Consider the following 22,484-nt stretch of genomic DNA (forward strand, 5'->3'; position numbering starts at 1 on the left):
GTGTGCTCTGAATATCAGAGCACACAAAACAAACGTGTCTAATGAAGCATTTAACAACGATTCAAATAGCTAGATTTATTATCAGCTTTAGTTGGCTTTATCATGGGCTGATGCCAAAACTAATTCATATTGCTCCTCTTGAATTAAAAATGACGGCCAGTTTTGGCTTCAATGCTGAAATCTCAACGCTCATCACCCGAGCAGCTGGCATAGGTGAAATTATATTTGCCGTGCTGTTCTTTATTTTTTATCGTTCAATCTTTATCAATATTCTCAATATCGCCGCTTTAGTTGGGCTAGCGCTGTTTGTTGCCGTTTTACAACCCGCACTTTTAATCGAAGCGTTTAATCCTGTGACTACAAACTTTGCCATAATCGCCTTTAGTCTTGTGCTCATTAAAGAGCAAAAAGCTTTAAACAAAAACACTAGACCGAGTAACAACGCTTAATTTCGTCAATCATGGCATTTGCTAAAGGCGAGCTGGCATTTGTTTTTGAGGTGATCAATACCACAGGAATATCGTAGTGATATTTACTCGGTTGAATAGCTCTAAAAATACCTTTATCGACCCAGAACTGTGCATAGTGATCGGGTAAATAACCAATAAACTCACCCGATAAAATTAAATGTGCAATACCTTCATCATGATAAGCAACAGCACTATTTTGATAGTTTAAACCGTCGTTTCGGCTTTCTTTATCACGCATGTAGTTACTGGTAATCACTTCGGCTTCTTTAATGAGCTCATCTGTTTGTTTATCTTCACACTCAAATAATGGGTGACCGACTGCGCAATACAAAAAGTTAGTTTCATTGTGTAGGGCGGTGTAATCTAACCCGCGAATATGATGGCGGCTAACACCAATTCCTACTAATGAACGGCCATTGGCTACTGCGGTTTCTACCTCTAGTGCCTCGCACACATTAATATCGAACTGAATGTTTTTACCTTTGCCCTTTAACTTTGCGATTACGCGGGGAATGGCACAACGTGGGTCGCTGACCATGGTATCTATCATGGCAATACTTAAACGCCCCGATAACTCGTTTTTAGAGCTTGCTACGGTATTAGCAAAGGCTTCGCATTGCTGAAGCAGTTCAATCGATGCCTGATAAGTGATGGCGCCAGCGTCTGTTATTTCAAAACCACTGCGGCCACGTTTACATAATTTAATACCAAGCCTTACTTCTAAATCTGATAAATGCGCACTAATGGTGGAGCGGCCAATATTCAAACGTGACTCTGCGGCTGAAAGCCCGCCACACTCAACAATTGCTACAAAAACGCGCAATAAGCGCAGGTCTACGTCATGAACTTGCATAGCTCTTCTTTTAGTTCGATAAATCTGGAATGAATAACGATAATTATGCATTTGTAAAACAACTAGAGCAAGCTAGACTCCATCTAAATAAAACTTAATCCTGTTCTTTAGGAGTTATAAATGACATTTAAGTATGGTGTTGACCAATTAACGTTAGACAGCGTTAATGCTATTGCAGCCGGTACGTTACAGGCAGAGCTTTGCCAAGAAGCAATTGATAAAATTAATAAAAGCCGCCAAAACGTAGACAAAATGGCTGCCTCAGATAAAGCCATTTATGGTATCAATACGGGCTTTATCCATTATGTGATACACAAATTTCTCCAGAAGAAACTAACCTTTTACAAAAGAACTTATTGATCACACACGCTGTTGGTGTGGGTGAGCCAATCGCTAAACCTATTTCAAAGCTGATGCTAATCACTAAAGTACATGCATTAAGCCAAGGTTTTTCAGGTATTCGTTTAACCGTTGTTGAGCGTATGCTTAAGTTTATTGAACTTGATATTATCCCTGTTGTACCAGAGCAAGGCTCAGTAGGCGCATCAGGCGATTTAGCACCGTTATCACACTTATTCTTACCTCTTTTAGGTGAAGGTGAGTTTTGGGTAAACGACACAATCAAGCCAGCAGCAGACGTATTAAAAGAGCATGGTTTAGCGCCTTTAGATTTACATGCTAAAGAAGGCCTAGCATTAATTAACGGTACTCAGTTTATTTTATCGCATGCCATTACTGCGCTTACTAAAATGCGTTACTTATTAGACCTTGCAGATATCGCAGGTGCTATGAGCATTGAAGGTATGCAAGGTAGCGAATCACCGTTCCGTGAAGAGTTACACGCAATTCGTGCTTTTAAAGGTAATGTTGAAGTTGCAGCACGTATGCGTAGCTTTTTTGCAGGCTCTGAAAACATGGCTTCACACACTGATTGTGACCGTGTTCAAGACCCTTACTCATTACGTTGTATTCCACAAGTTCATGGTGCATCGCGTAACGCGTACTACCATTTAAAAGAGCTTGCTGAAACAGAAATGAACTCTGTAACAGATAACCCAATTGTGATCAGCGAAGAAGAAGCCATTTCGGGTGGTGGTTTCCACGGTCAACCACTTGCTATGGTATTAGATTACGCAGCAATTGCAGCGGCAGAGCTTGGTAACATTGCTGATCGTCGTTGTTACTTACTGCTTGAGGGCTTACACGGCTTACCACGTTTGTTAACGACATCGGGTGGCTTAAACTCTGGCATGATGATCCCGCAATATGTGACTGCGGCATTGGTAACAGAAAATAAATCATTGTGTTTCCCACCATCAGCAGACAGCGTACCAACATCAATGGGGCAAGAAGATCACGTATCTATGGGTAGTATCTCTGGTCGTAAGTTAAACCAGATTTTAGGTAACCTTGATAAAATCTTTGCTATTGAGCTGATGTATGCAGCGCAAGCAATCGAATTTAGACGTCCTAACAAGTGTTCAGACATCATTGAAGAAAACTTTGCGCTAATTCGCAGCAAAGTTGCCAAACTAGAAGAAGATCGCTTACTTAAGCCAGACATTGATGCCATGGTAGAACTTGTTAAATCGCAAGCGTTTAAAGTTAACTAAGGGAGCAAATAATGACTTTTCAAGAACAAATTAAGCAAGGTATCCCAAGCGTATTACCAGAGCCAAAACCGTATCCAAGTGATGCAAACCGTGCTCCAAAACGTAAAGACATTTTATCGGCTGACGAAAAGCAATTAGCGATTCGTAACGCGTTGCGTTATTTCCCTAAAGAATGGCACAAAGAATTAGCCGCTGAATTTGCCGCTGAGCTTAAGCAATTTGGCCGTATTTACATGTATCGCTTTAAGCCTAACTATGAGCTTAAAGCGCGCTCAATTAGCGATTACCCGGCTAAATGCGAACAAGCTGCCGCGATCATGTTAATGATCGACAATAACCTTGATCCTGCAGTAGCACAGCATCCTGAAGAGCTAATCACTTACGGTGGTAACGGTGCGGTATTCCAAAACTGGGCGCAGTACTTATTAACCATGAAGTACTTAAGCGAAATGGAAGAAGACCAAACGCTACACATGTACTCGGGTCACCCTATGGGGTTATTTCCATCATCAGTTGAAGCACCGCGCGTGGTTGTAACGAACGGTATGATGATCCCGAACTATTCGAAGCCGGATGACTGGGAAAAATTCAATGCACTGGGTGTAACTCAATACGGTCAAATGACTGCGGGTTCATTTATGTACATTGGCCCACAAGGTATTGTTCACGGTACAACCATTACGGTAATGAATGCGTTCCGTAAAGTGCTCGAAAAAGGCGAATCACCAAAAGGTAAGATCTTCTTAACTGCAGGTTTAGGCGGTATGAGTGGTGCGCAGCCTAAAGCGGGTAACATTGCTAACTGTATTACCGTGTGTGCCGAGGTTAACCCTAAGGCGGCTATTAAGCGTCATCAACAAGGCTGGGTTGATGAGCTAATTGATAACATGCCAGAGCTTGTTGAGCGTGTACGTACGGCTCAGCAAAATGAAGAAGTGGTTTCAATTGCCTTTATCGGTAACGTGGTTGATGTATGGGAAAGCTTCTTAGCTGAAGATATTTTCATTCACTTAGGTTCAGACCAAACTTCACTTCATAACCCTTGGTCAGGCGGTTACTACCCGATTGATATCAGCTATGAAGAGTCAAATCGTTTAATTCGTGAAGAGCCAGAAGTATTTAAAGAAAAAGTACAAGCGACGCTTAAGCGCCATGCCGATGCTGTTAACAAGCACACGGCAAAAGGAACTTACTTCTTTGATTACGGTAATGCGTTCTTGCTAGAAGCATCACGCGCTGGTGGCGATGTAATGGCTGAAAATGGGATTGATTTCAAATACCCATCGTACGTACAAGATATTCTTATCCAATGTGTTTTGACTACGGCTTTGGCCCGTTCCGATGGGTATGTACGTCAGGTAAACCTGAAGATCTTGATAAAACAGATGCGATTGCAGCAGACGTTTTAAATAAAATCATGGCGGACTCGCCAGAAGAGATCCAACAGCAAATGCAAGACAACATCACGTGGATCAAAGATGCGAAGCAGAACAAACTTGTTGTTGGTTCGCAAGCTCGTATTTTATATGCAGACGCACAAGGCCGCGCTGAAATCGCTAAAGCGTTTAATGATGCCATTAATCGTGGCGAAATTGGTCCGGTTGTTCTTGGGCGTGACCACCATGATGTAAGTGGTACTGATTCACCTTTCCGTGAAACATCAAACATTTATGATGGTAGCCGCTTCACAGCAGATATGGCGATTCACAATGTAATTGGTGATGGTTTCCGCGGTGCTACTTGGGTATCTATCCACAACGGTGGCGGTGTTGGCTGGGGCGAAGTGATCAACGGCGGTTTTGGTATGCTACTCGATGGTAGTGAAGCTGCCGAGCGTCGTTTGAAATCTATGCTCTTATTTGATGTAAACAACGGTATTGCTCGTCGTAGTTGGGCGCGTAACGAAGAAGCTAATTTTGCGATTAAACGTGAAATGGCTCGTACCCCTAAACTTAAAGTGACCTTGTCTAATAACGTTGATGATGAAGTTTTATCAAACTTAGACTTCTAAGTTGTGTCAATGCAAAAAGGCCATGTTGTAAGCGCAACATGGCCTTTTTTATTGCCAAAAATTATTAAATAGCGCATCGTTTAAGAGGCGTTTTAACGCCGAACATCTAAGGTTCACGGCTGAAGCCGTTCCTACGTGAAAATATCTACGGTTTTTGTCGCCATAAATGACGACCTACATGGGCACTCGTAGGCGTGAAACTTGTTTCGCGCGTTTGTATTTAAAAAGTAGCAGTATAAAGCTGCTGCTACTTAAGGTGCATGGTCTCAAAGATCATTGACTCGCAACTTTAATCATCTTTCTTAGCTTTTTTCGCGAGAATTTCGACTTCGGCTTTTTCGGTTACACCTGCCATACTCAGGGCTGTGCTGCCTACCGATTCATATTCAAGTTTGATTTTATCGAGTTTGGCGTCGTTTTTGTCTGGTAAACTTAAGCTACGTGATGACATTCCTTTGGTTAAAACACCAAGGTTATCAAACACCTTTTCTTCACCGGTATTCATAATAACTTTAATTTTCTTAAGATTCACAGTGCCATGAATACATTTAATTTTAATATGGCTGTAACGACTGCTAGTGATTGGGTTAACAGTATCGGTTTCGCTTTTATAGCTTACCTTTTTCTCGGCAATCGATTTCCATTCGTCATCACTCGCCAGGCTTTGCATGCTTGTTAAAGCAAGAAATGTCGTTAAGGTAATTAGTTTGATTAATTTCATAAGATTCCCTCCAAAGATGTCACTTTAAAATTTATAGCATATAAACAGCTTCGTTTCCTATGAGAAGTTAAATCACAGAACTAATTTCATGTTTTAGTCGTATTAACTAGTAGGTAATTAATTCACCAACCATAATCAGCATGCTATGCTAGTTAAGTGTCTATAAGTTTATGGATTTTCAATGAGATATTACTTTTGTTTAGTGTTTTTTTTGTTTTCAACATCGTCTTATGCAAGTGCTTTGCTTGATGTAAAGCCAAGCAATAAAACGCAGTTTTTGGCTTTGATAAAAGATAAACAAGGCAATTATAAAGTAAAAGAGGATAGCGATGCGGTTTGCCAAAACGCATCCTTTGCATTGATAAAAGAGCCTACGCAAGGCTTTAGGTTAGGAACATTGATCGACTTTAGTGACTTACATAACGGAACCCAGGTGAAGAAAATTCCTAACTATTGTGTTGTCAGTTCGAAGTTAAAATACTTTGTAAATGGCATTGTTAGAACTAAGCGCTACTTTCGCTGTGATAATGAGGACGACAACGGTTCAACAACTGAAGATTTGCGTTTTAAAGATAATGGCATTATCACTTATACACTGAGTAAACCTGACGTGTCTTGTGTGTTTGAAAAGCAATAATAGTTTGCCTCATACAATTTTAAGCCTATGATGGCTTTATTTTTTAACTGATAATTCTATGACTAGCCAATTTATTCAAGCATTTTTAGTGCTTGCTGCTTTTTATATAGCAAGCCTTATTATTGACCGCGCTATTAAACAGTTTCAACGTCGCTTTGATTCAACCGCTCTTGAAACTTTCCGGCTGATTTCTAACTCGCAGCGCGCTATTTTATTATTCATTGGTATTGTGCTGGCATTATCGAAACTGGGTTTTGACGTAGCCGCGTTAGTTGCCGGTTTAGGTTTAACAGGCTTTGCTTTGGGTTTTGCGTTGAAGGATGCTATTTCAAACCTAGTAGCAGGTGTCATGATTGTGCTTTATAAACCCATTAAGCTTGGTAATTACATTGAAGTGAGTAATTCAAAGGGCACAGTGATTGACCTTAATTTGCGCTATATCACAATTAAAGGCGAGGGAGCGGTGCATTTAATTCCTAATTCTTTGATTTTAAGTAATAAAGTGTCAATCATTGATCGCGAAGACGATTAATCACAAATTTCAGCCATAAAAAAAGCAGCCTAGGCTGCTTTTTTAAGTTTTAGCAAATTACATTTGAGATTGCAGGTAATTCTCAAGCCCTGCGGTTTTGATTAACTGCTGCTGTGTTTCAAGCCAATCAATCTGTTCTTCTTGCTCATTTAAGATGTTATCTAGCGCTTCACGGCTGATGTAATCTTTTTTCTCTTCAGCAAGTTTAATTGCCGCTTTCAGATCAGGTAATGAATCAAGTTCAAAGCTCATATTCGCTTCGATCATTTCTTCAGAGTTTTCACCTATACGTAGGCGGCCTAAATCTTGTAAGTTTGGTAAACCTTCTAAAAACAAAATACGCTCAATTAAACGGTCGGCGTTTTTCATTTTTTGAATAGATACTTTGTAATCAGCTTTGTCTAGTTTTGAAAATCCAAAATCTTTAAACATACGAGCGTGTAAAAAGTATTGGTTAATACCTACTAATTCATTCGCTAATACTTTATTAAGTGCAGCAATGACGCTTTTATCACCTTTCATACAATTAGCCTCTATTCGCCCATTTGAGATTGATGGTAGTTTTGGCTACCAATTTTGTCGATTAGACCAAGCTGTTGTTCTAACCAGTAAACATGATCTTCTTCTGTATCAAACAATAGCTTTTCAAGGACTTCGCGTGATTGATAGTCTTTTTCTTGTTCACAGATAGCAATGGCTTCTTTAACACAGTCAACCACTTCTAGTTCAAGTGTTAAATCATTTTGCATCATGCTCTTTACGTCTGAGCCAATTAATAGGTCACGACGCTTAGTCATGTTTGGTACGCCTTCTAAGAACAGAATACGTTTGATCAACCAATCAGCGTGATCTTTTTCTTCTTCCATTTCGTGGTTAAGGCGCTCATACAGCTTATTTAGGCCCCAATCGTCATACATACGAGAATGAATAAAGTATTGATCTATAGCAGCTAATTCGTTTGCGAGTAGTTTGTTAAAACTATCGATGACTTTTTGGTTACCTTTCATAATGCTGTCCTCAAATTCCAAGTTGCGGTAATTGTAGTATATAAAAACAAGATTGCAAACTTTTTCCTTTGTAAATCAGTTGTTTACTATTGATTGTGATTCTCGTTTAAGTTTGCGTTAATGGTTGATAAATGAACAGTTTATCGTTTCTATTTTTAAATGAAAAAAGCCCTTACTAAGAAGAGCTTGTTGTTCTAAACAAAGTTTAATTTAGAAACTATAGGTTGCACCAAGTGTCACAGTGGTACCTAAACCTTTAATGTTATAGCCACCGTAGGTGTATGACTGGGCACGGGCAGGGTAGTAATCATTGTTAAATAGGTTTTCTACCCCCATAAACGCTTGCCAGTTATCGCTAAAGTTATAGCGACCGCTTAGGTTAAATAGGTTGTAACTGCTAATTGGCCCTTGGTCGCCAACATAATCGCCGTCTGCATTTGGTTCAAAGCGTTTGCGTGAACCCACATATAAATAACTCACTGTCAGTGATAATTCATCATTAGGTTGCCAGTTTAAGTTAGCAGTGCCTTTTGGTGGGCTTATTTGGCGCGAACCTAAGTAAATGTCGTCTTCGGTGTTTTTACCTTCAACATAGCTGTAAGTTGCAACCAGTTTTAGAGTTGGATTAATTTTATAATCAACCAGTGTTTCGTAACCCCAAATCTCTTGCGGTGCACGTACCGGCTCATACACACCGGTTACTTCATTAAAGCTGTTTGTGGTGCCAAACTCTGATGTACTGCGATAGGCTGCAAATTCAAAACGTAAGTCATCAAACTGTGAGGTAAAACCAATTTCATAGTTATCGATGATTGATGCTTCTGTTTGAATTAAGCCAATATCATTTACCGTTGCTGCACGTAATAGGCGGCCAATATCTGAGATATCAGAGCCTTGTGAATAATTGGCAAACGGGCTGAAGGCCTCAAGTAAATTGTATTTCACACCTACATTATAAGTGGTTGCATCATAATCTATGGTGTCACCCTTTACACTAAGCGGCACTGAGCACTGTGTTTCTGAGCGGCAAAGCTTTAAGGTTTCATAGTCATCAACGGTTAAATCAATGCTCTCTTGGCGCACACCCGCTTTAATAACGAAATCATTATTGATAACCCATTTTGTTTGTAAAAAGCCTGCAAGGCTTTCCATATCCATTTCTGGTACCCAAACACGGCCATCTACAAGTGGCTGAGAAGTCACATCATTCAGTGCATCAAGGCCATAAATGAAGGTAGCTTCAACATTGTCAAAATCAACAAGGGTATTAAAGGTAGCGCGCGCCCCTTTCTTTTCAGAGCGAATAATTGATTATCGCCTTCGTAGCCTTCGTCTGGGTTCGCTAAGTTTGTAGAAAAGAAAAACACGTTCTCGATGTCTTGCATGTAAAGATCGAGCGTCATTTGGGTATTAGTAAACAGGGCGTAGTCTGTGTATTTTAAGGTAATGTTTTCGTTACCATCTGGGCCTTGTGGTTTACCTTTCTTTTGCAGCTCTTTAGGTACATGAATGGCATAGGTTTTTTCGCCATCGTTTAGGTTACCAACTACGTCACCTAAATCGGTTTTTTGTTGAGAGCTAAAGTAGTTATAGCTAAATTGCAGTTGCTTCTCATCGTCAAAATCATAACCTAGTTTGGTGAAGTAGTTTTCGGTTACTGCATCAGATAAACCATATTGTAAGCCAAGAATATCGCCTTCTGCGTCACGTTGAACACCATTTTCTTCGTAACTTGCGGTAAATAAGTAGCTAACTTTATCAGCTCTTCCGTTAATCGCTGCAGAGACACGGGCACCAGCGCTTTCTTCAAGTTTTACTGCACTAAAGCGTGAAGATAGGCTAATTTCACCTTCAGGCTGACCATCACTTGTTGCTTGTTTTGTGATGTAGTTAATAATACCGCCCGATGCACCATTACCATAAACAGAGGTAGCCCCTTTGATCACTTCAATACGTGCAATGGCACTTGGGTCGAGTGTTTTGACCCCTAACGAACCGTTTCTGAGTGGTGTAGATTGTGGCACACCATCAATCATCACAAGTGGTGCACGGCCACGTAAACTCTGACCTGTATTACTCGAACTACCTGTATCAGGTGCAAGACCAGGTACCATTTGCGCAAGTAAGCTTTGTAGTTCTGGATTAACTTTTAAATGCTCTTCAATTTGCTTTTGGCTAATAATCGTGACAGAAGCGGGTACTTCATCAATGCTTTCAAATACACGGCTGCCCGATACAACAACGTGTTCCATTTCTTCTGCGGTAAGTTTTTTATTGATGGCATTATCAGCAAATGATTGGCCGCTAATTGCAAGAGCGACCAGAGTAAGTGAGGTTTTTAACATGCTTGTCCTTGTTAAATCGGTATTTATTATGTGATTGTGCGGCAGTCTAAATGTAAAGAAGTGTAAAGGCAAGGCTAATGATAATTGTTTGCAATAATTGACTGTGTTGTTTTGTACCTACTTTTTAAATTAGTTATTTAGCAAATAGCTATTAGGTTTAGCAGGACTGTAGCTGTGTTTTTATACCAATCCGCTTAATTAAGTAGTCTATTTTGAGGCAATAAAACCTCGTTGATAACAAGGCAAAAATTTCGTTATTTAGTTGTTCTAAATGAGAAATTTTTAACGCCGTTAGCGACAGGTTTAATCCCTCAAAATGATTAAGTATTATTGCGGGTTGGTATTAGCTGGCACTAGTTTAAAAAGCGTTTTAAGTCGTCAGGTATAGGCATTGGTTTGAAAGGGCTAACATTAGTGCCGCCGGTGTTACCGAGTGGTATCCAAATACGCGAAAATACAATTGAAGCAGCCATACGAACAAATTGGCCAATTATTTCCTTGGTATTATGGGTTTTAAAACCAATTTTACACATCCACCAATGTGAGTAAGTGTGCGGAATAATATAGCTTTGACCGAGAATATGAGCCCGCTCTAAGTGATAAAAAGCGGTTGTGTAATCTGCTTTCTCATAACTAGTTCTAGCCAATATCATTTCGGTGTTAAAGGCATTTTTGAGCTCATTATTCATGGCGAATGGTATGTTTAGTAATGGTTGTTTATTTGTAATGCCGTTTGTACCAAAAGTAAACACCTGAAATCGTGAAAAACAACGGTGATAAAGCAAACAGTAACCACAGTAATTGCACGATAGAGCCTGCAAAATCACCAATATGAAACTTATATTTAAAGTTCCATGTTTGCGTGGTCCATGAGCTTTGGCTGGCATCATAGCTTGCAACAATATCTGCTGAATATGGGTTCGCCCATACCCAACTATAAGCATGGCTTTCACCCGGGTTCTCTATTCTAAAACCTATGTTATCAGTTGGTTTTTTCGGTAAATAAATTCTAAATAACTTACCCTCAGGAAATACAGTTTGTGCGTTATCAAACGCTTTTTGCACTTGAAATGGCGTAGCATCTAAAGGGGGAATAACGGCTGGTGGTTTTGGTCTATCTTCAACTGTACCTTGCATCACAAATTCTAATACGGCTTTGGTTTGTGGCTTCCAGTTAAACGCCATACCTGTGTAAGCAATTAAAATGAGTGGAATTAAAAAATACACACCCAGAACGGTATGTAGCTGATACATCAGCACTCTGAATTTTGCTTTACGCTTAATAGCCAAACGTTTAATACGATTTTTTGGCTTAACCCAAATATAAAAACCGAGCAGAATCTCAAAAATGAGTATTAGAGCACATACCGAAACCCAATTTCTTAGCGGGCGGTTCTTATCGGCATCTTCATAAAGCAACCAGCGGTGCAAAGCCATGGTAAAACCATAAATCGTGCTGTAGTAATCGTACTCATGTAGAACTTGACCATTGTATGGGTTAACACTGACATAGCGGTTATTAGCTAACTGTAATTGCCAGGCAAGATCACTGCGCTGCTCAGGCATTAACAGGGTAACCGGTTGTTTAGTTGAAGCTGAAACATGTTTTATGAGGCTATCAAAATCAAGTGCTGAAGCCGCTGGTGTTACAGTCCATTTATCGCTTTGAGTAAGGTATTGAATGTCTTTTGCGTAAATAAGCAACGCACCGGTCAAACTTAAACAAATCAAAAATAAACCGCTTACTAAGGCAAGCAATAAATGCGTACGACGTAACCACAACTTCAACAAGGTTTGTTCCTTCAGTTTGCTGTTAAAACAAAACTGAATAGTAAATGATAACGCGTAACATTTACACTAAAACTTGTTCAATGGTGCAGCTTTCAATTGCAAAGTTATCATGCAAAAAGTGACGTATTTCATCGTTATTGATGTTGTGCTTGGCACTAAACTTTAGCTCGCAATGAACGTGATGATTGTCTATTTGCCACGTTTTGAGATAATCAATATCAGTAATTGCAAATTGGGTTTTGAGCTCAGTAGTAGCTGCTGCTAAAGCAAAATTATCAGGGGCTGCCTGCATCAATATTTTACTGCTCGCTATTAACAGCAAAACACCATGGTAAATGACATATAAAGAAATCAGCATAGTGGCAATTAAATCAACAATATACCATTGATAAAGAATAATTAAGGTACCTGCTATGATCACCACCACTGAAGCTAATGCATCAGACACATTATGTATAAACGCAGCACGAATATTCATGCTGTCTTTAGCACCTGCTTTGTAAGTTAAAAGAGCGGTGACAAGATCAACAACTAGCGCAAAACCCGCAACCCAAATGATGATCCAACCATCAATGGGCTCAGGGTTTAAATAGTTGGAGATAGCTTCAACAATTAAGTAACCACCAATCACAATTAAACTTAAGCTGTTAAATAGGGTTGCTAAAATTTCAGCGCGTTTATAGCCGTATTGATAACGATCGTTGGCAGGTTTGGCACCAATTTTTCGGGCAATTAGGGCAATGAATAACGACGAGGCATCACTTAAATTATGCAGTGCATCAGCAATTAACGATAAACTGCCAGAAACAAACCGCCAATCACCTGAGCGACAGTTAATAACACATTGATTGCAACTGCCAGCATGAGTTGGCGGGTGCTTTGGTTATTTGTATCGTGATGATGGTGGTGGTGTCCGTGTCCCATAAAAATACCGAGTTATTGATTTGCTTTATTTTTATACCATGCGTGCCGTGGTATTGAAATGTTTGTAATACATTGTTCGTGTACAGATTATAATTTACTGTTCAAATGCCGGTGGATTTGTTAATTTAGCGCCGTTGTACTAATTTTTAGGCTCAATGTGAAAGCTGCATTTATTATTTTGATTAGCGTATTATTGCTCCAGCCACTGCTGGATAGCTTTGATGTGGCCGATCATAATGCTGCGTTTAATCACACCTCGGTACTGTTATCAGAAGAAATTGACCTTGAAGCCCATTGCGCAGCCAATGGCGATCACCAGTTACACCAATCAGAGCATGCCGAGCTTAGCAAACAGTTGTCTGACTCAGCCGAGAAAGGCCATTGTCATGTTTGTCACAGCCCTGCGTTTGTCGATTCGCTGCAATTGTCTGAACCTACTGATGTTTATTTCGCTAAAATTGAATCACTTGATTTCAACTTCAAATCGGCTGACTTAGCACCGCTACATCGCCCACCTATTTTAGCTCTTACTTAATCCAAAACCTTTTTTAGATTTTTTGGGCTTAGCCCATTTTAAGTAAGAGACACTCTATGTATTTAAGAAATTTTATGCGTTACGCATTGCTGTGCGTATGCTATATGACTGTGACAAATATTTATGCGACAGAGCAAGCGCATAACCACCAAGAAAATGAGCAAGCTGAGCATGCTAATGAAGTCAGTTTAACTGAGCAGCAACAGCAACTCGCTAATATCAAAGTAGAACGCCTTGTACTGAAAAAACACAAGCAACCTTGTATGCACCGGGCGAAATTAAAGCCAATGGCTATGCCAGTTATGTGGTGTCACCGCGTGTTGATTCTATCGTTGTAAAACGCCATGCCTTATTAGGGCAGCATGTAAATAAAGGAGACTCTTTAGTCACTTTATTTAGTGGCGAAGTGGCTAGCCAGCAAACAGAATTTAGATTAGCAGAAGCCGAGTGGCAACGCGTTACTAAAATGACCGCTGGCACAGTTAGCGAAAAACAAATCTTAACTGCCAAAGCCGAGTATGAAGTGGCTTATAGCCGGTTAGTTGCCTTTGGTTTATCAAAACAAGCTATTGCACAAACACTCACCATAAGCCCAGAAAAACTCGGTGAATACACCTTGTTTGCACAAACATCTGGGGTTGTTTTAACCGATAACTTTGCCCAAGGTCAGCGAGTAGATTCGGGGATTGAGCTAATGCTAATAGCCGATGAATCTGCGCTTTGGGTTGCTGCTCAGCTTTCAGCTAATCAAGACCGTACTATCAGTAATGGCTCTACGGCGCTTTTAGAAGTTAACGGCAATCGCTATCCAGCAAGGGTTATTCAAGAAGCACATACCATTGATGAACAAACACGTTCACGAACCGTTAGGCTCGAGGTAAAAAACACCCAGCATAGTTTTCACCCAGGCATGTTTGCGGATGTGTATTTTCATTTTGAAACAGACCAAGAGGTACTTGCCGTACCTGAAAACGCATTAACACGCAGTGCAGATGGTGACTGGCAATTGTTTGTCGTTGATGACGATGGTGGCTTTGCTGCGCAAGAAGTAACCATTGGCAGACGTTTTGGTGATTATCGCGAAGTGTTAGGTATTAAAGCCGGGCTTAAAGTTGTCACCCAAGGTGCTTTTTTTATTGCATCACAGCTAGCTAAAGGCGGATTTGATCCGCATAACCACTAGAGGTGATGCATGTTTAATTTATTAATTGAGGCGGTGATAAAGAACCGTCTACTGGTTGTATTGGCCTTGCTTGCAGCGATTGCAGTGAGTGCATTTATGATCCCAAAACTTAATTTAGATGCCTTTCCTGATGTGACGAATGTGCAAGTTGCAGTGAGTACCGAAGCGCCAGGGCTTGCGGCTGAAGAAGTTGAGCAGCTGATCACATACCCGATAGAAGCGGTTATGTATGCGCTGCCCGATGTAGAGCAGGTGCGTTCTATTTCTAAAACAGGGTTATCGGGCGTCACTGTGGTGTTTAAAGAAGGCGTCGATATTTACTTTGCTAGGCAACTAGTTTTTGAACGTTTGCAGTCTGCTAAAGAGTTGATCCCAGCTGGGGTGGGTATGCCAACCATGATCCAATACATCAGGACTTGGACAAGTCTATCAGTATTTACTTGAAGCAAAGCCAGGTGCCAACATAGATAGCATGGCACTGCGTAGTTTAAATGATTGGGTGGTTAAGTTACTTATATTACCTATTGATGGTGTGACCGATATTCTGTCATTTGGCGGTGAGGTAAAGCAGTATCAAGTGAACATAAACCCCAATAAGTTACTTGCTTATGACTTAACACAGCAAGATGTTAGTAACGCACTAGATGCTAACAACAGTAATGTGGGTGGCTGGTATATGAACCGTGGTCAAGAGCAGCTTGTTATTCGTGGTACAGGTTGGTTTACCCCAGGCGAAAAAGGGCTTGCTGAGATTGCACAAACACCTATCAAAACCATTGATGGGACGGTCGTTAAAGTGGCTGATGTTGCGAATGTTGAGCTTGGTAGTGAAATTCGCCAAGGCGCTGTCACCTTATCTAAACGCAATGAACAAGGCGAAATAGTCAATCGTGGTGAAGTAGTGACTGGTATCGTGCTCAAGCGAATGGGCGCTAATACCAAGCAAACAATTGATGGCATTAACGCGCGTGTCGAGATGATAAATCAAGCACTGCCAAAAGGGGTTGAATTTAAAGCCATTTACGACCAAGCAGAGCTTATAAGCCAAGCGGTACAAACGGTTGTTGATGCACTGCTTTTAGCTTTTGTATTTATTATCATTGTATTAGCGCTATTTTTGTTGGATTTAAGGGCAACATTTTTGGTGTTGTTGTCGATCCCTATCTCGATTGGCTTAGCACTGAGTGTAATGGCATGGCTTGGCTTGTCGGCAAACTTAATGTCGTTGGGTGGGATTGCTGTTGCAATCGGTATGCTAGTAGATGGCTCTGTTGTGATGGTTGAGAATGTATTTAGGCACTTAGGGCTTAAACATAATCAACATAAGCCCTCTTCGCAGCTGGTGGCTATTGCTGCAAAAGAAGTCGCACGGCCTATCTTTTTTGCCTCTTTGATCATACTAACGGTATTTTTACCGCTGTTTAGCTTTGAAGGCGTTGAGGCTAAGTTATTTCAGCCAATGGCTGTAAGTATTATGCTTGCGATTATTAGTGCTGTGATCGTTGCCTTGGTTGTGGTGCCAGCTCTGTGTGTGTACTTATTTGCTAAGGGCGTGACAGTAAAGCAAAGTATTCTGTTAAAACCTATCGATATGCTTTATCAACGGGCTTTACAAAAAGCATTGCAGGCTAAACGCAGCGTTTTAGCGATAGCAGGGTTATTACTGATTGTAGCGGCCGTTATGCTACCAAGGTTGGGTACTGAATTTGTGCCAGAGCTTGAAGAAGGTACTATTAATCTACGTGTGACACTTGCTCCATCTGCAAGTCTCGAAACGGCAATCTCAGTTGCACCAAAGCTTGAAGCTATGTTGCTTGAATTTAGTGAGGTGGAATATGCGCTGAGCCGAATCGGTCGGGCTGAAGTAGGGGGTGATCCTGAACCAGTCAACAACATTGAAATCTATTTAGGCTTAAAACCTCATGAGCAATGGGTAAACGCGAAAACGCGGGTCGAATTACAGCAGCTAATGGAAGCCAAGCTTGAACAATTTCCTGGGCTTTTGTTTAACTTTTCACAGCCTATTGCAACCCGAGTAGATGAGCTTTTATCGGGTGTTAAAGCGCAATTGGCAATAAAATTATTTGGTAGTGACCTGGGCGTTTTAACTGAAAAAGGCCAACAAATTGAGCAGTTAGTTCAGCAAATACCTGGTGCTAAAGATGTTGCTATGGAGCAAATAGGCGGTGAAGCACAGCTGATAGTTAAACCTAACCGTTTAGCATTGTCGCGCTTTGGTTTATCGGTGGCTGATTTGATGGATGTAGTTCAGCACGGTATTGGCGGGCAATCTGCAGGGCAAATCATTAATGCCAATGAGCGCTATGATATTTATGTGCGTATAGCAAAAAGCTTTCGGCAAAACCCAAATGTGATTGCTGATCTTCGACTGCGAACCCCAGCGGGTGCCATTGTTAGGGTGGGGGATGTAGCCGATGTACAAATAGAGTCTGGCGCTCCACAAGTTCGTCGCGATGATGTTCAAAGGCGGGTGGTTATTCAAGCGAATGTGCAGGGGCGAGATATGGGCTCTGTAGTTGCCGATATACGCGCTGCCATAGCCGATAAAATACAGCTACCAAGTGGTTACAGTGTAGCCATTGGTGGGCAGTTTGAAAACCAGCAACGGGCACAGCAACGGCTGATGATAGTAGTGCCAGTAGCCTTATTACTCATTGCGTTATTGCTGTATTTTGCCTTTAGTAACCTATCGCAAGTGGTACTTATTCTTGTCAATGTTCCTTTAGCTGTGATTGGGGGAGTGATTGCATTGTATATCTCTGGGCAATACTTATCTGTACCCAGCTCAGTAGGGTTTATTACACTATTTGGTGTTGCGGTATTGAATGGTGTGGTGATGGTCGAAAGCATTAATCAAAGGGTTAGTGCAGGAGATAGCAAAGATAAAGCAGTATTTGAAGGTGCTGTTTCACGGCTTAGACCCGTACTTATGACCGCGCTTACTTCAATGCTTGGGCTAATTCCAATGCTCCTTAGCACAGGAATAGGCGCCGAAATACAAAAGCCCCTTGCCACGGTTATTGTTGGCGGCTTGGTCAGTGCTACCTTTTTAACTTTATTTGTACTTCCGGTTCTTTATAAGTCGATGAGTGAATAAAATAAGTCGATGAGTAAATAAAGCATATGGGGCTAACTTTTAGTAGCCCCTTTTTAATGCCGTGTATTTCTGTAAATGGCGTTTACACCATGCTAAAGCCCTTATAAACTGGGCGTTACAATAATGATGTAAAAAAGGAATACAGAGTGAGTAACGCAATTACAATTCGTCCGGCAGTCGCAAGTGATGCTGCAACAATCCTACATTTTATTACCGAACTTGCTATCTACGAAAAAGAACCTGACGCAGTTAAAACAGACGAGCAAGCTATTTTAAAAACGTTATTCAGTGAAGGTGCTACAGCTCACAGTGTTATTTGTTTAGAGGGCGACACACCAATTGGTTTTGCTGTGTATTTTTATAATTACTCAACCTGGCTTGGTAAAAATGGTTTGTATTTAGAAGATTTTTACGTCAGTGCAGATAGCCGTGGTAAAGGTGCTGGTAAGCAAATTATGCAATATCTAGCTAAGCAAGCACTCGAAAAAGACTGTGGTCGTTTTGAGTGGGTGGTACTTGATTGGAATAAACCAGCCATTGATTTTTACGACAGCATTGGTGCTAAACCGCAAAACGAATGGATTATTTACCGCCTAACAGATTTAAGAGCTTATCGACTTTGCGCATCAATAACTAATGTTGTTATAGCTTAAAATTAACAAATAACAATATAAATAAAAATCATTTGCATTTGATCTTTTCTATGTGTAGTTTAAATACACATAGAATGATTGGTATAAGTGCAGGTGATTTTTATGACTCAAACAACACGCCACACACCGTTAACCTCGAACGCCATTGATGACGCGCTTGCCCCTTGGCAAAGTGCAATTTATCAAGGCAACTTAGCATTTGAATCTGGCGAGCTTATTACTGCGCGTGATCATTACACGGTTGCCAGCAGCTGCGCTGAAACACTACTCGCACAGTTTTCTAATATCCCAATCAACCATTCGGTAACTCGCTCGTTAGAGCACTGTATTGCAGCATTTGTTGTTGCCACTTTGAATCTTGCCGACACCTTTAAAGTCATGCAAAAACCAGATAAAGCCTGCACCTGGCTTTGCCATGCTCATCAACGATTAAGCGCGCTGTTAAATCACCCAGAGCAGCAGGTTCGCATCTTGGTGCTGCACCATCATCACAAAACCTATTATGAGCTGGTTAAATTTGCGAGCATGGCATCGGCATTTCCGACACTCATTAACCGAATCAACCAGCTATTAGCTGACCATCCCCATAAAACGCAGTTATTACATTAACGATAAGGAATCAGTATGCCTTTTACATTACCCGATTTAGCTTATGACTATGATGCACTTGAACCGCACATTGATGCGAAAACCATGGAAATACATCACACCTTGCATCATCAAACCTATATCAATAAAGCGAATGCTGCACTCGAGGGCAGCCATTACTCTGAGCAAGATGCTGAAACATTACTACGCACTATTTCATCAATGCCTGAGTCTTTACAAAAAGCAGTACAAGAGCATGTGGGTGGTCACCATAATCATTCATTATTTTGGCAAATAATGACACCAAACGGCGGTGGTCAGCCAAGTGGTGAATTAAATACAGCAATTGTTGATACATTTGGCAGCTTTGACGCATTTAAAGAGCAATTTACGAATGCAGCGGTAAGTCGCTTTGGCAGTGGCTGGGCGTGGTTATGTGTTGATGAAAATAACCAATTGATTGTTGAAAGTAGCCTCAATCAAGATAGTCCACTTATGCAAAATCACATACCTATTTTAGGGCTAGATGTGTGGGAGCATGCATATTACTTGAAGTATCAAAATCGTCGCCCTGAATATATTGCGGCATTTTACGAAGTGATCAATTGGACCGGAAGTTGAGCGCCGATATTTAGCTGCAATTAAATAGCTGTTTAATTAGTTAAGGTCCGAAACTGGCTAGTCAAAAAATAATATTCAGTTAAGCTAACGGTATTAGCGTGTAACGAGAAAAATTATGACTAGCCAACAATGGCAAACAGCAAGGCAAAGCCGCGACCCACGCTTTGATGGGGTGTTTTTTGTGGCGGTAAAAAGTACTGGCATTTATTGCAGACCCATTTGCCCCGCACCAACAGCACAAGAAAAGAACGTTGAATATTACCAATACGCGCACTTGGCTGCGCAGGATGGTTTTCGACCCTGCATTCGCTGTCGCCCAGATAGTGCACCGAATAGCCCAGCTTGGCTAGGTACTAAAACCACCGCATTACGCGCAAAACAACTGATTGATAAAGGTGAGGCCTACGATTGTGAGGTTTTAGCAGACAGGCTAGGGGTGTCGAGCCGTTATTTACGCCGTTTGTTTAACCAACATTTTGGACTCTCGATCACCCAATATCGATTATTTAACCAATGCAATTTTGCCAAGCAGCTATTACAAGAAACAGATTTGTCGGTGGCAGATATCGCATTTGCTTCTGGCTTTAATAGTATTCGTCGTTTTAATGATGCTTTTTTGAAGCAGTTAAATATCGCTCCTTCAAAGTTACGCAAGTCAGATAAAAAACCAAGCGCCACGCTAACCTTAACACTGGCATTTAGGCCGCCTTATAACTGGCAAGCACTGCATGACTTTTTGCAGCGCCGTTTAATTAGTGGCCTAGAATGGCTGAGTGCAACGAGCTATGGTCGTACTTTTAAAGACAAATATTGCCAAGGGCAATTCACTGCGCATTTTGTTGAGCATAAAAACCATTTTAAAGTGGCGATTGATATAGATAACACCCGTTATTTACAGCAAGTGATCCATAACATTCGTCGTGTGCTTGATTTAGACGCCGACACGCAAACTATTGAACAGCATTTAGATGCAGAGCTTAAAGGCGCAATGCCGCTTTGTGTTGGGCTTCGTTTGCCGGGAATTTGGTCAGACTATGAAGCGGGCATACGTGCGGTTCTTGGTCAGCAAGTGAGTGTTACTGCGGCTCACAATCTCGTAACTCAGCTTGTGAATGAATTTAATCAGCAAAGTACTAACCACTATTTTCCAAGCCCTGATTGGGTTGCCAATTCTGAACTCGACTTTTTTAAAATGCCACAATCACGCAAAGATGCACTACGGCGTTTAAGTGCTTATTGTCAGCAAAACCCAGAGAATCAAGAAGCTTGATAATTGGCTTGAGCTCAAAGGCATTGGTCCGTGGACAGTTAATTACGCCAAGCTACGCGGTCAAAGCCACCCCGACATTTTACTAGCGGGCGACTTAGGGGTTAAAAAAGCCCTCGCTGGAATAAGCGAATTTAACAGTGAGCACTGTGCACCATTTCGTTCATATTTAACTTTTCAACTATGGCAACAATTATGAGTATGCAACAAGTTATAATGCCAAGCCCCATTGGCGATATTACCATTCAAAGTACAGCAAAAGGTGTCAGTTACGTTGGCTTCTACCCAGTGGTTACGATGCAAACAGAGGCTGTTGATGAGCACACCCTTACACCTATTTTAATATGTATAAGTGAGCTTAATGAGTACTTTAATGGTGAGCGTAGGCGTTTTACTGTTCCACTCGATACCCAAGGTACCCACTTTCAAAGGAAAGTATGGCATGCACTGATGGATGTTGAATTTGGACAAACTAAAAGTTACCAAGAGATAGCACTTGCCATTAATAACCCAAAAGCGGTGCGTGCAGTGGGCGCTGCAAATGGTAAAAACCCGATTAGCATTATTGTACCGTGCCATCGGATTATTGGCGCAAACTGTAAACTCACAGGCTATGCGGGTGGCCTTGAAAGAAAAGAGTGGTTACTGAAACACGAAGGAATTTTGTAAAAAGTTAAATTGCCTTCTACACTATTTAAAGCTTAACTAAATTAGTAACTTATTATGACAGTGATGTTGTTTTTTACTAGAGTATTTTTGTGTACAGGGTTGTTTTTTACTTTTACTTGTTATGCGAAAGAGGCGTCTCCCTTACTAATTAAAATTTGTGTGGCGGATCATAATAAAGCGCCGATGTTTATCGATGCTAAAAACGAAATCCCCATTATTAATAGCCAAGCACAAATTAATACTCTAAAGGAATTAGATCTCGCAATAGATGAAGTTCAATTTCAATACCAACAAATGCCTTGGCAAGAATGTATATCATCAATAAAGCACGGCACTGTTGATGCATTTATTTCTGGTTTTAACGCGCTTAAAAGTGACTATGCTGTTTTCCCTGTTAATAAACAGGGCAAACCTCTCGATAAATATTCATTCGCATCTTTGAGCCAATGTTTAATCGGTAAACGACGTTTTCATTCAAAGTGGAATTCACGTGAGGTATTTCAATCAAAAGCATTCTCGTTAGCTGTTGCTAATGACCATTTTGTTGGTGATGCTGCAAGTGAAGATGCGTTTTTTATTGAGCACACATTTACGCTACAAACTGCGATTGAACGAGTTGCTCAGGGAAATGCTGATGCAGCACTTGTGATTTGTGAGATTTCTAAGAATAAAGTCGACCTTAGTCAGTACTACCAATTTAAACTTGCTCCACTGTTCCCACCAATCAATACCTCAATAGCATATTTGGCTTTTTCAAATGAGTTTTTCTATAAGCATAAACTAGATGCAAACCTAGTTTGGGAGCAGCTCGCTAGTAAAAAATTGGCAGGGGTTTATGCAAGAATGTTGCAAAATATGAGCTCAGAACAAAACACTCATTATGGGACAAAAGAATAAGGTAAAGGATGATGTTGTCGTTCGATTAGGGTAGCATATTGCGACTTTA

The 22,484-nt window shown here is 40.8% G+C and carries 15 protein-coding genes and 8 pseudogenes; 15 read left to right on the forward strand and 8 right to left on the reverse strand.

The annotated features are described in order from the left end of the window. Window positions 1-41 precede the first annotated feature (41 nt). Window positions 42-449, forward strand: a complete 408-nt coding sequence (locus ACRWSG_RS21195; protein WP_166340886.1) for a DoxX-like family protein — start codon at window positions 42-44, stop codon at window positions 447-449. On the opposite strand, the gene ACRWSG_RS21200 is transcribed toward ACRWSG_RS21195, so the two are convergent. Next, on the reverse strand, window positions 427-1,323 hold the full coding sequence (locus ACRWSG_RS21200; RefSeq protein ID WP_166340887.1) for a LysR family transcriptional regulator: 897 nt from the start codon (window positions 1,321-1,323) through the stop codon (window positions 427-429). The genes ACRWSG_RS21195 and ACRWSG_RS21200 overlap by 23 nt on opposite strands. A gap of 120 nt (window positions 1,324-1,443) precedes the next feature. On the opposite strand from ACRWSG_RS21200, the pseudogene hutH reads away from it, so the two are divergent. Then, window positions 1,444-2,936 (forward strand): annotated as a pseudogene (hutH, locus tag ACRWSG_RS21205) (histidine ammonia-lyase). An 11-nt stretch (window positions 2,937-2,947) separates the two neighbouring features. Continuing rightward, window positions 2,948-4,947: pseudogene (locus ACRWSG_RS21210) on the forward strand (urocanate hydratase). 289 nt (window positions 4,948-5,236) lie between these two features. Here ACRWSG_RS21210 and ACRWSG_RS21215 read toward each other — a convergent pair. Beyond that, the gene (locus ACRWSG_RS21215; protein ID WP_462167464.1) at window positions 5,237-5,668 is read right to left on the reverse strand and encodes a hypothetical protein; all 432 of its coding nucleotides are present in this window, start codon (window positions 5,666-5,668) and stop codon (window positions 5,237-5,239) included. A gap of 181 nt (window positions 5,669-5,849) precedes the next feature. Here ACRWSG_RS21215 and ACRWSG_RS21220 point away from each other — a divergent pair, with 181 nt between their 5' ends. Together ACRWSG_RS21220 and ACRWSG_RS21225 are read left to right on the forward strand one after the other, a co-directional pair. Next, complete coding sequence (locus tag ACRWSG_RS21220) at window positions 5,850-6,305, forward strand: hypothetical protein (protein WP_138617434.1); 456 nt, start codon at window positions 5,850-5,852, stop codon at window positions 6,303-6,305. A gap of 58 nt (window positions 6,306-6,363) precedes the next feature. Then, window positions 6,364-6,837: a mechanosensitive ion channel family protein gene (locus tag ACRWSG_RS21225; RefSeq protein WP_054552094.1), complete on the forward strand. Its 474-nt coding sequence runs from the start codon at window positions 6,364-6,366 to the stop codon at window positions 6,835-6,837. A gap of 57 nt (window positions 6,838-6,894) precedes the next feature. Here ACRWSG_RS21225 and bfr (ACRWSG_RS21230) read toward each other — a convergent pair whose 3' ends face one another. The 6 genes and pseudogenes from bfr (ACRWSG_RS21230) to ACRWSG_RS21255 all read right to left on the reverse strand — a co-directional run bounded on the left by bfr (ACRWSG_RS21230) (window position 6,895) and on the right by ACRWSG_RS21255 (window position 12,904). Then, a complete protein-coding gene (bfr, locus tag ACRWSG_RS21230) occupies window positions 6,895-7,359 on the reverse strand; it encodes a bacterioferritin (RefSeq protein WP_054552095.1) in 465 nt (154 codons plus the stop codon). A gap of 11 nt (window positions 7,360-7,370) precedes the next feature. Further along, a complete protein-coding gene (gene bfr / locus ACRWSG_RS21235; protein WP_054552096.1) occupies window positions 7,371-7,844 on the reverse strand; it encodes a bacterioferritin in 474 nt (157 codons plus the stop codon). A gap of 210 nt (window positions 7,845-8,054) precedes the next feature. Beyond that, a pseudogene (locus ACRWSG_RS21240) lies at window positions 8,055-10,189 on the reverse strand (TonB-dependent receptor). Between the two features lie 353 nt (window positions 10,190-10,542). Beyond that, a complete protein-coding gene (locus ACRWSG_RS21245) occupies window positions 10,543-10,878 on the reverse strand; it encodes a DUF3703 domain-containing protein (RefSeq protein WP_462167465.1) in 336 nt (111 codons plus the stop codon). 28 nt (window positions 10,879-10,906) lie between these two features. Next, entirely contained in the window at window positions 10,907-11,977 is a 1,071-nt protein-coding gene (locus ACRWSG_RS21250) for a PepSY-associated TM helix domain-containing protein (RefSeq protein ID WP_054552233.1), read from the reverse strand. 64 nt (window positions 11,978-12,041) lie between these two features. Then, window positions 12,042-12,904 (reverse strand): annotated as a pseudogene (locus ACRWSG_RS21255) (cation diffusion facilitator family transporter). A gap of 157 nt (window positions 12,905-13,061) precedes the next feature. Here ACRWSG_RS21255 and ACRWSG_RS21260 point away from each other — a divergent pair. From ACRWSG_RS21260 to ACRWSG_RS21305, 10 genes and pseudogenes are all read left to right on the forward strand, one after another. After that, a complete protein-coding gene (locus ACRWSG_RS21260; protein WP_054552100.1) occupies window positions 13,062-13,439 on the forward strand; it encodes a hypothetical protein in 378 nt (125 codons plus the stop codon). A 56-nt stretch (window positions 13,440-13,495) separates the two neighbouring features. Beyond that, window positions 13,496-13,777, forward strand: a complete 282-nt coding sequence (locus ACRWSG_RS21265; RefSeq protein ID WP_462167466.1) for a hypothetical protein — start codon at window positions 13,496-13,498, stop codon at window positions 13,775-13,777. Further along, window positions 13,699-14,622: an efflux RND transporter periplasmic adaptor subunit gene (locus ACRWSG_RS21270; protein WP_462167467.1), complete on the forward strand. Its 924-nt coding sequence runs from the start codon at window positions 13,699-13,701 to the stop codon at window positions 14,620-14,622. The genes ACRWSG_RS21265 and ACRWSG_RS21270 overlap by 79 nt, the downstream gene beginning before the upstream one ends. 9 nt (window positions 14,623-14,631) lie before the next feature. Next, window positions 14,632-17,740 (forward strand): annotated as a pseudogene (locus ACRWSG_RS21275) (efflux RND transporter permease subunit). Between the two features lie 146 nt (window positions 17,741-17,886). Beyond that, a pseudogene (locus tag ACRWSG_RS21280) lies at window positions 17,887-18,373 on the forward strand (N-acetyltransferase family protein). Between the two features lie 122 nt (window positions 18,374-18,495). Further along, window positions 18,496-19,002 (forward strand): hypothetical protein, encoded by a 507-nt coding sequence (locus tag ACRWSG_RS21285; RefSeq protein ID WP_462167468.1) that lies wholly within the window; start codon window positions 18,496-18,498, stop codon window positions 19,000-19,002. A 15-nt stretch (window positions 19,003-19,017) separates the two neighbouring features. Further along, window positions 19,018-19,630 (forward strand): annotated as a pseudogene (locus tag ACRWSG_RS21290) (superoxide dismutase). A gap of 87 nt (window positions 19,631-19,717) precedes the next feature. Then, window positions 19,718-21,068: pseudogene (locus tag ACRWSG_RS21295) on the forward strand (DNA-3-methyladenine glycosylase 2 family protein). 2 nt (window positions 21,069-21,070) lie between these two features. Then, window positions 21,071-21,538, forward strand: a complete 468-nt coding sequence (locus ACRWSG_RS21300; RefSeq protein WP_462167555.1) for a methylated-DNA--[protein]-cysteine S-methyltransferase — start codon at window positions 21,071-21,073, stop codon at window positions 21,536-21,538. Between the two features lie 159 nt (window positions 21,539-21,697). After that, complete coding sequence (locus tag ACRWSG_RS21305; RefSeq protein ID WP_462167469.1) at window positions 21,698-22,435, forward strand: hypothetical protein; 738 nt, start codon at window positions 21,698-21,700, stop codon at window positions 22,433-22,435. The last annotated feature ends 49 nt before the right edge of the window (window positions 22,436-22,484 follow it).

Source organism: Pseudoalteromonas sp. GB43 (assembly GCF_054923805.1).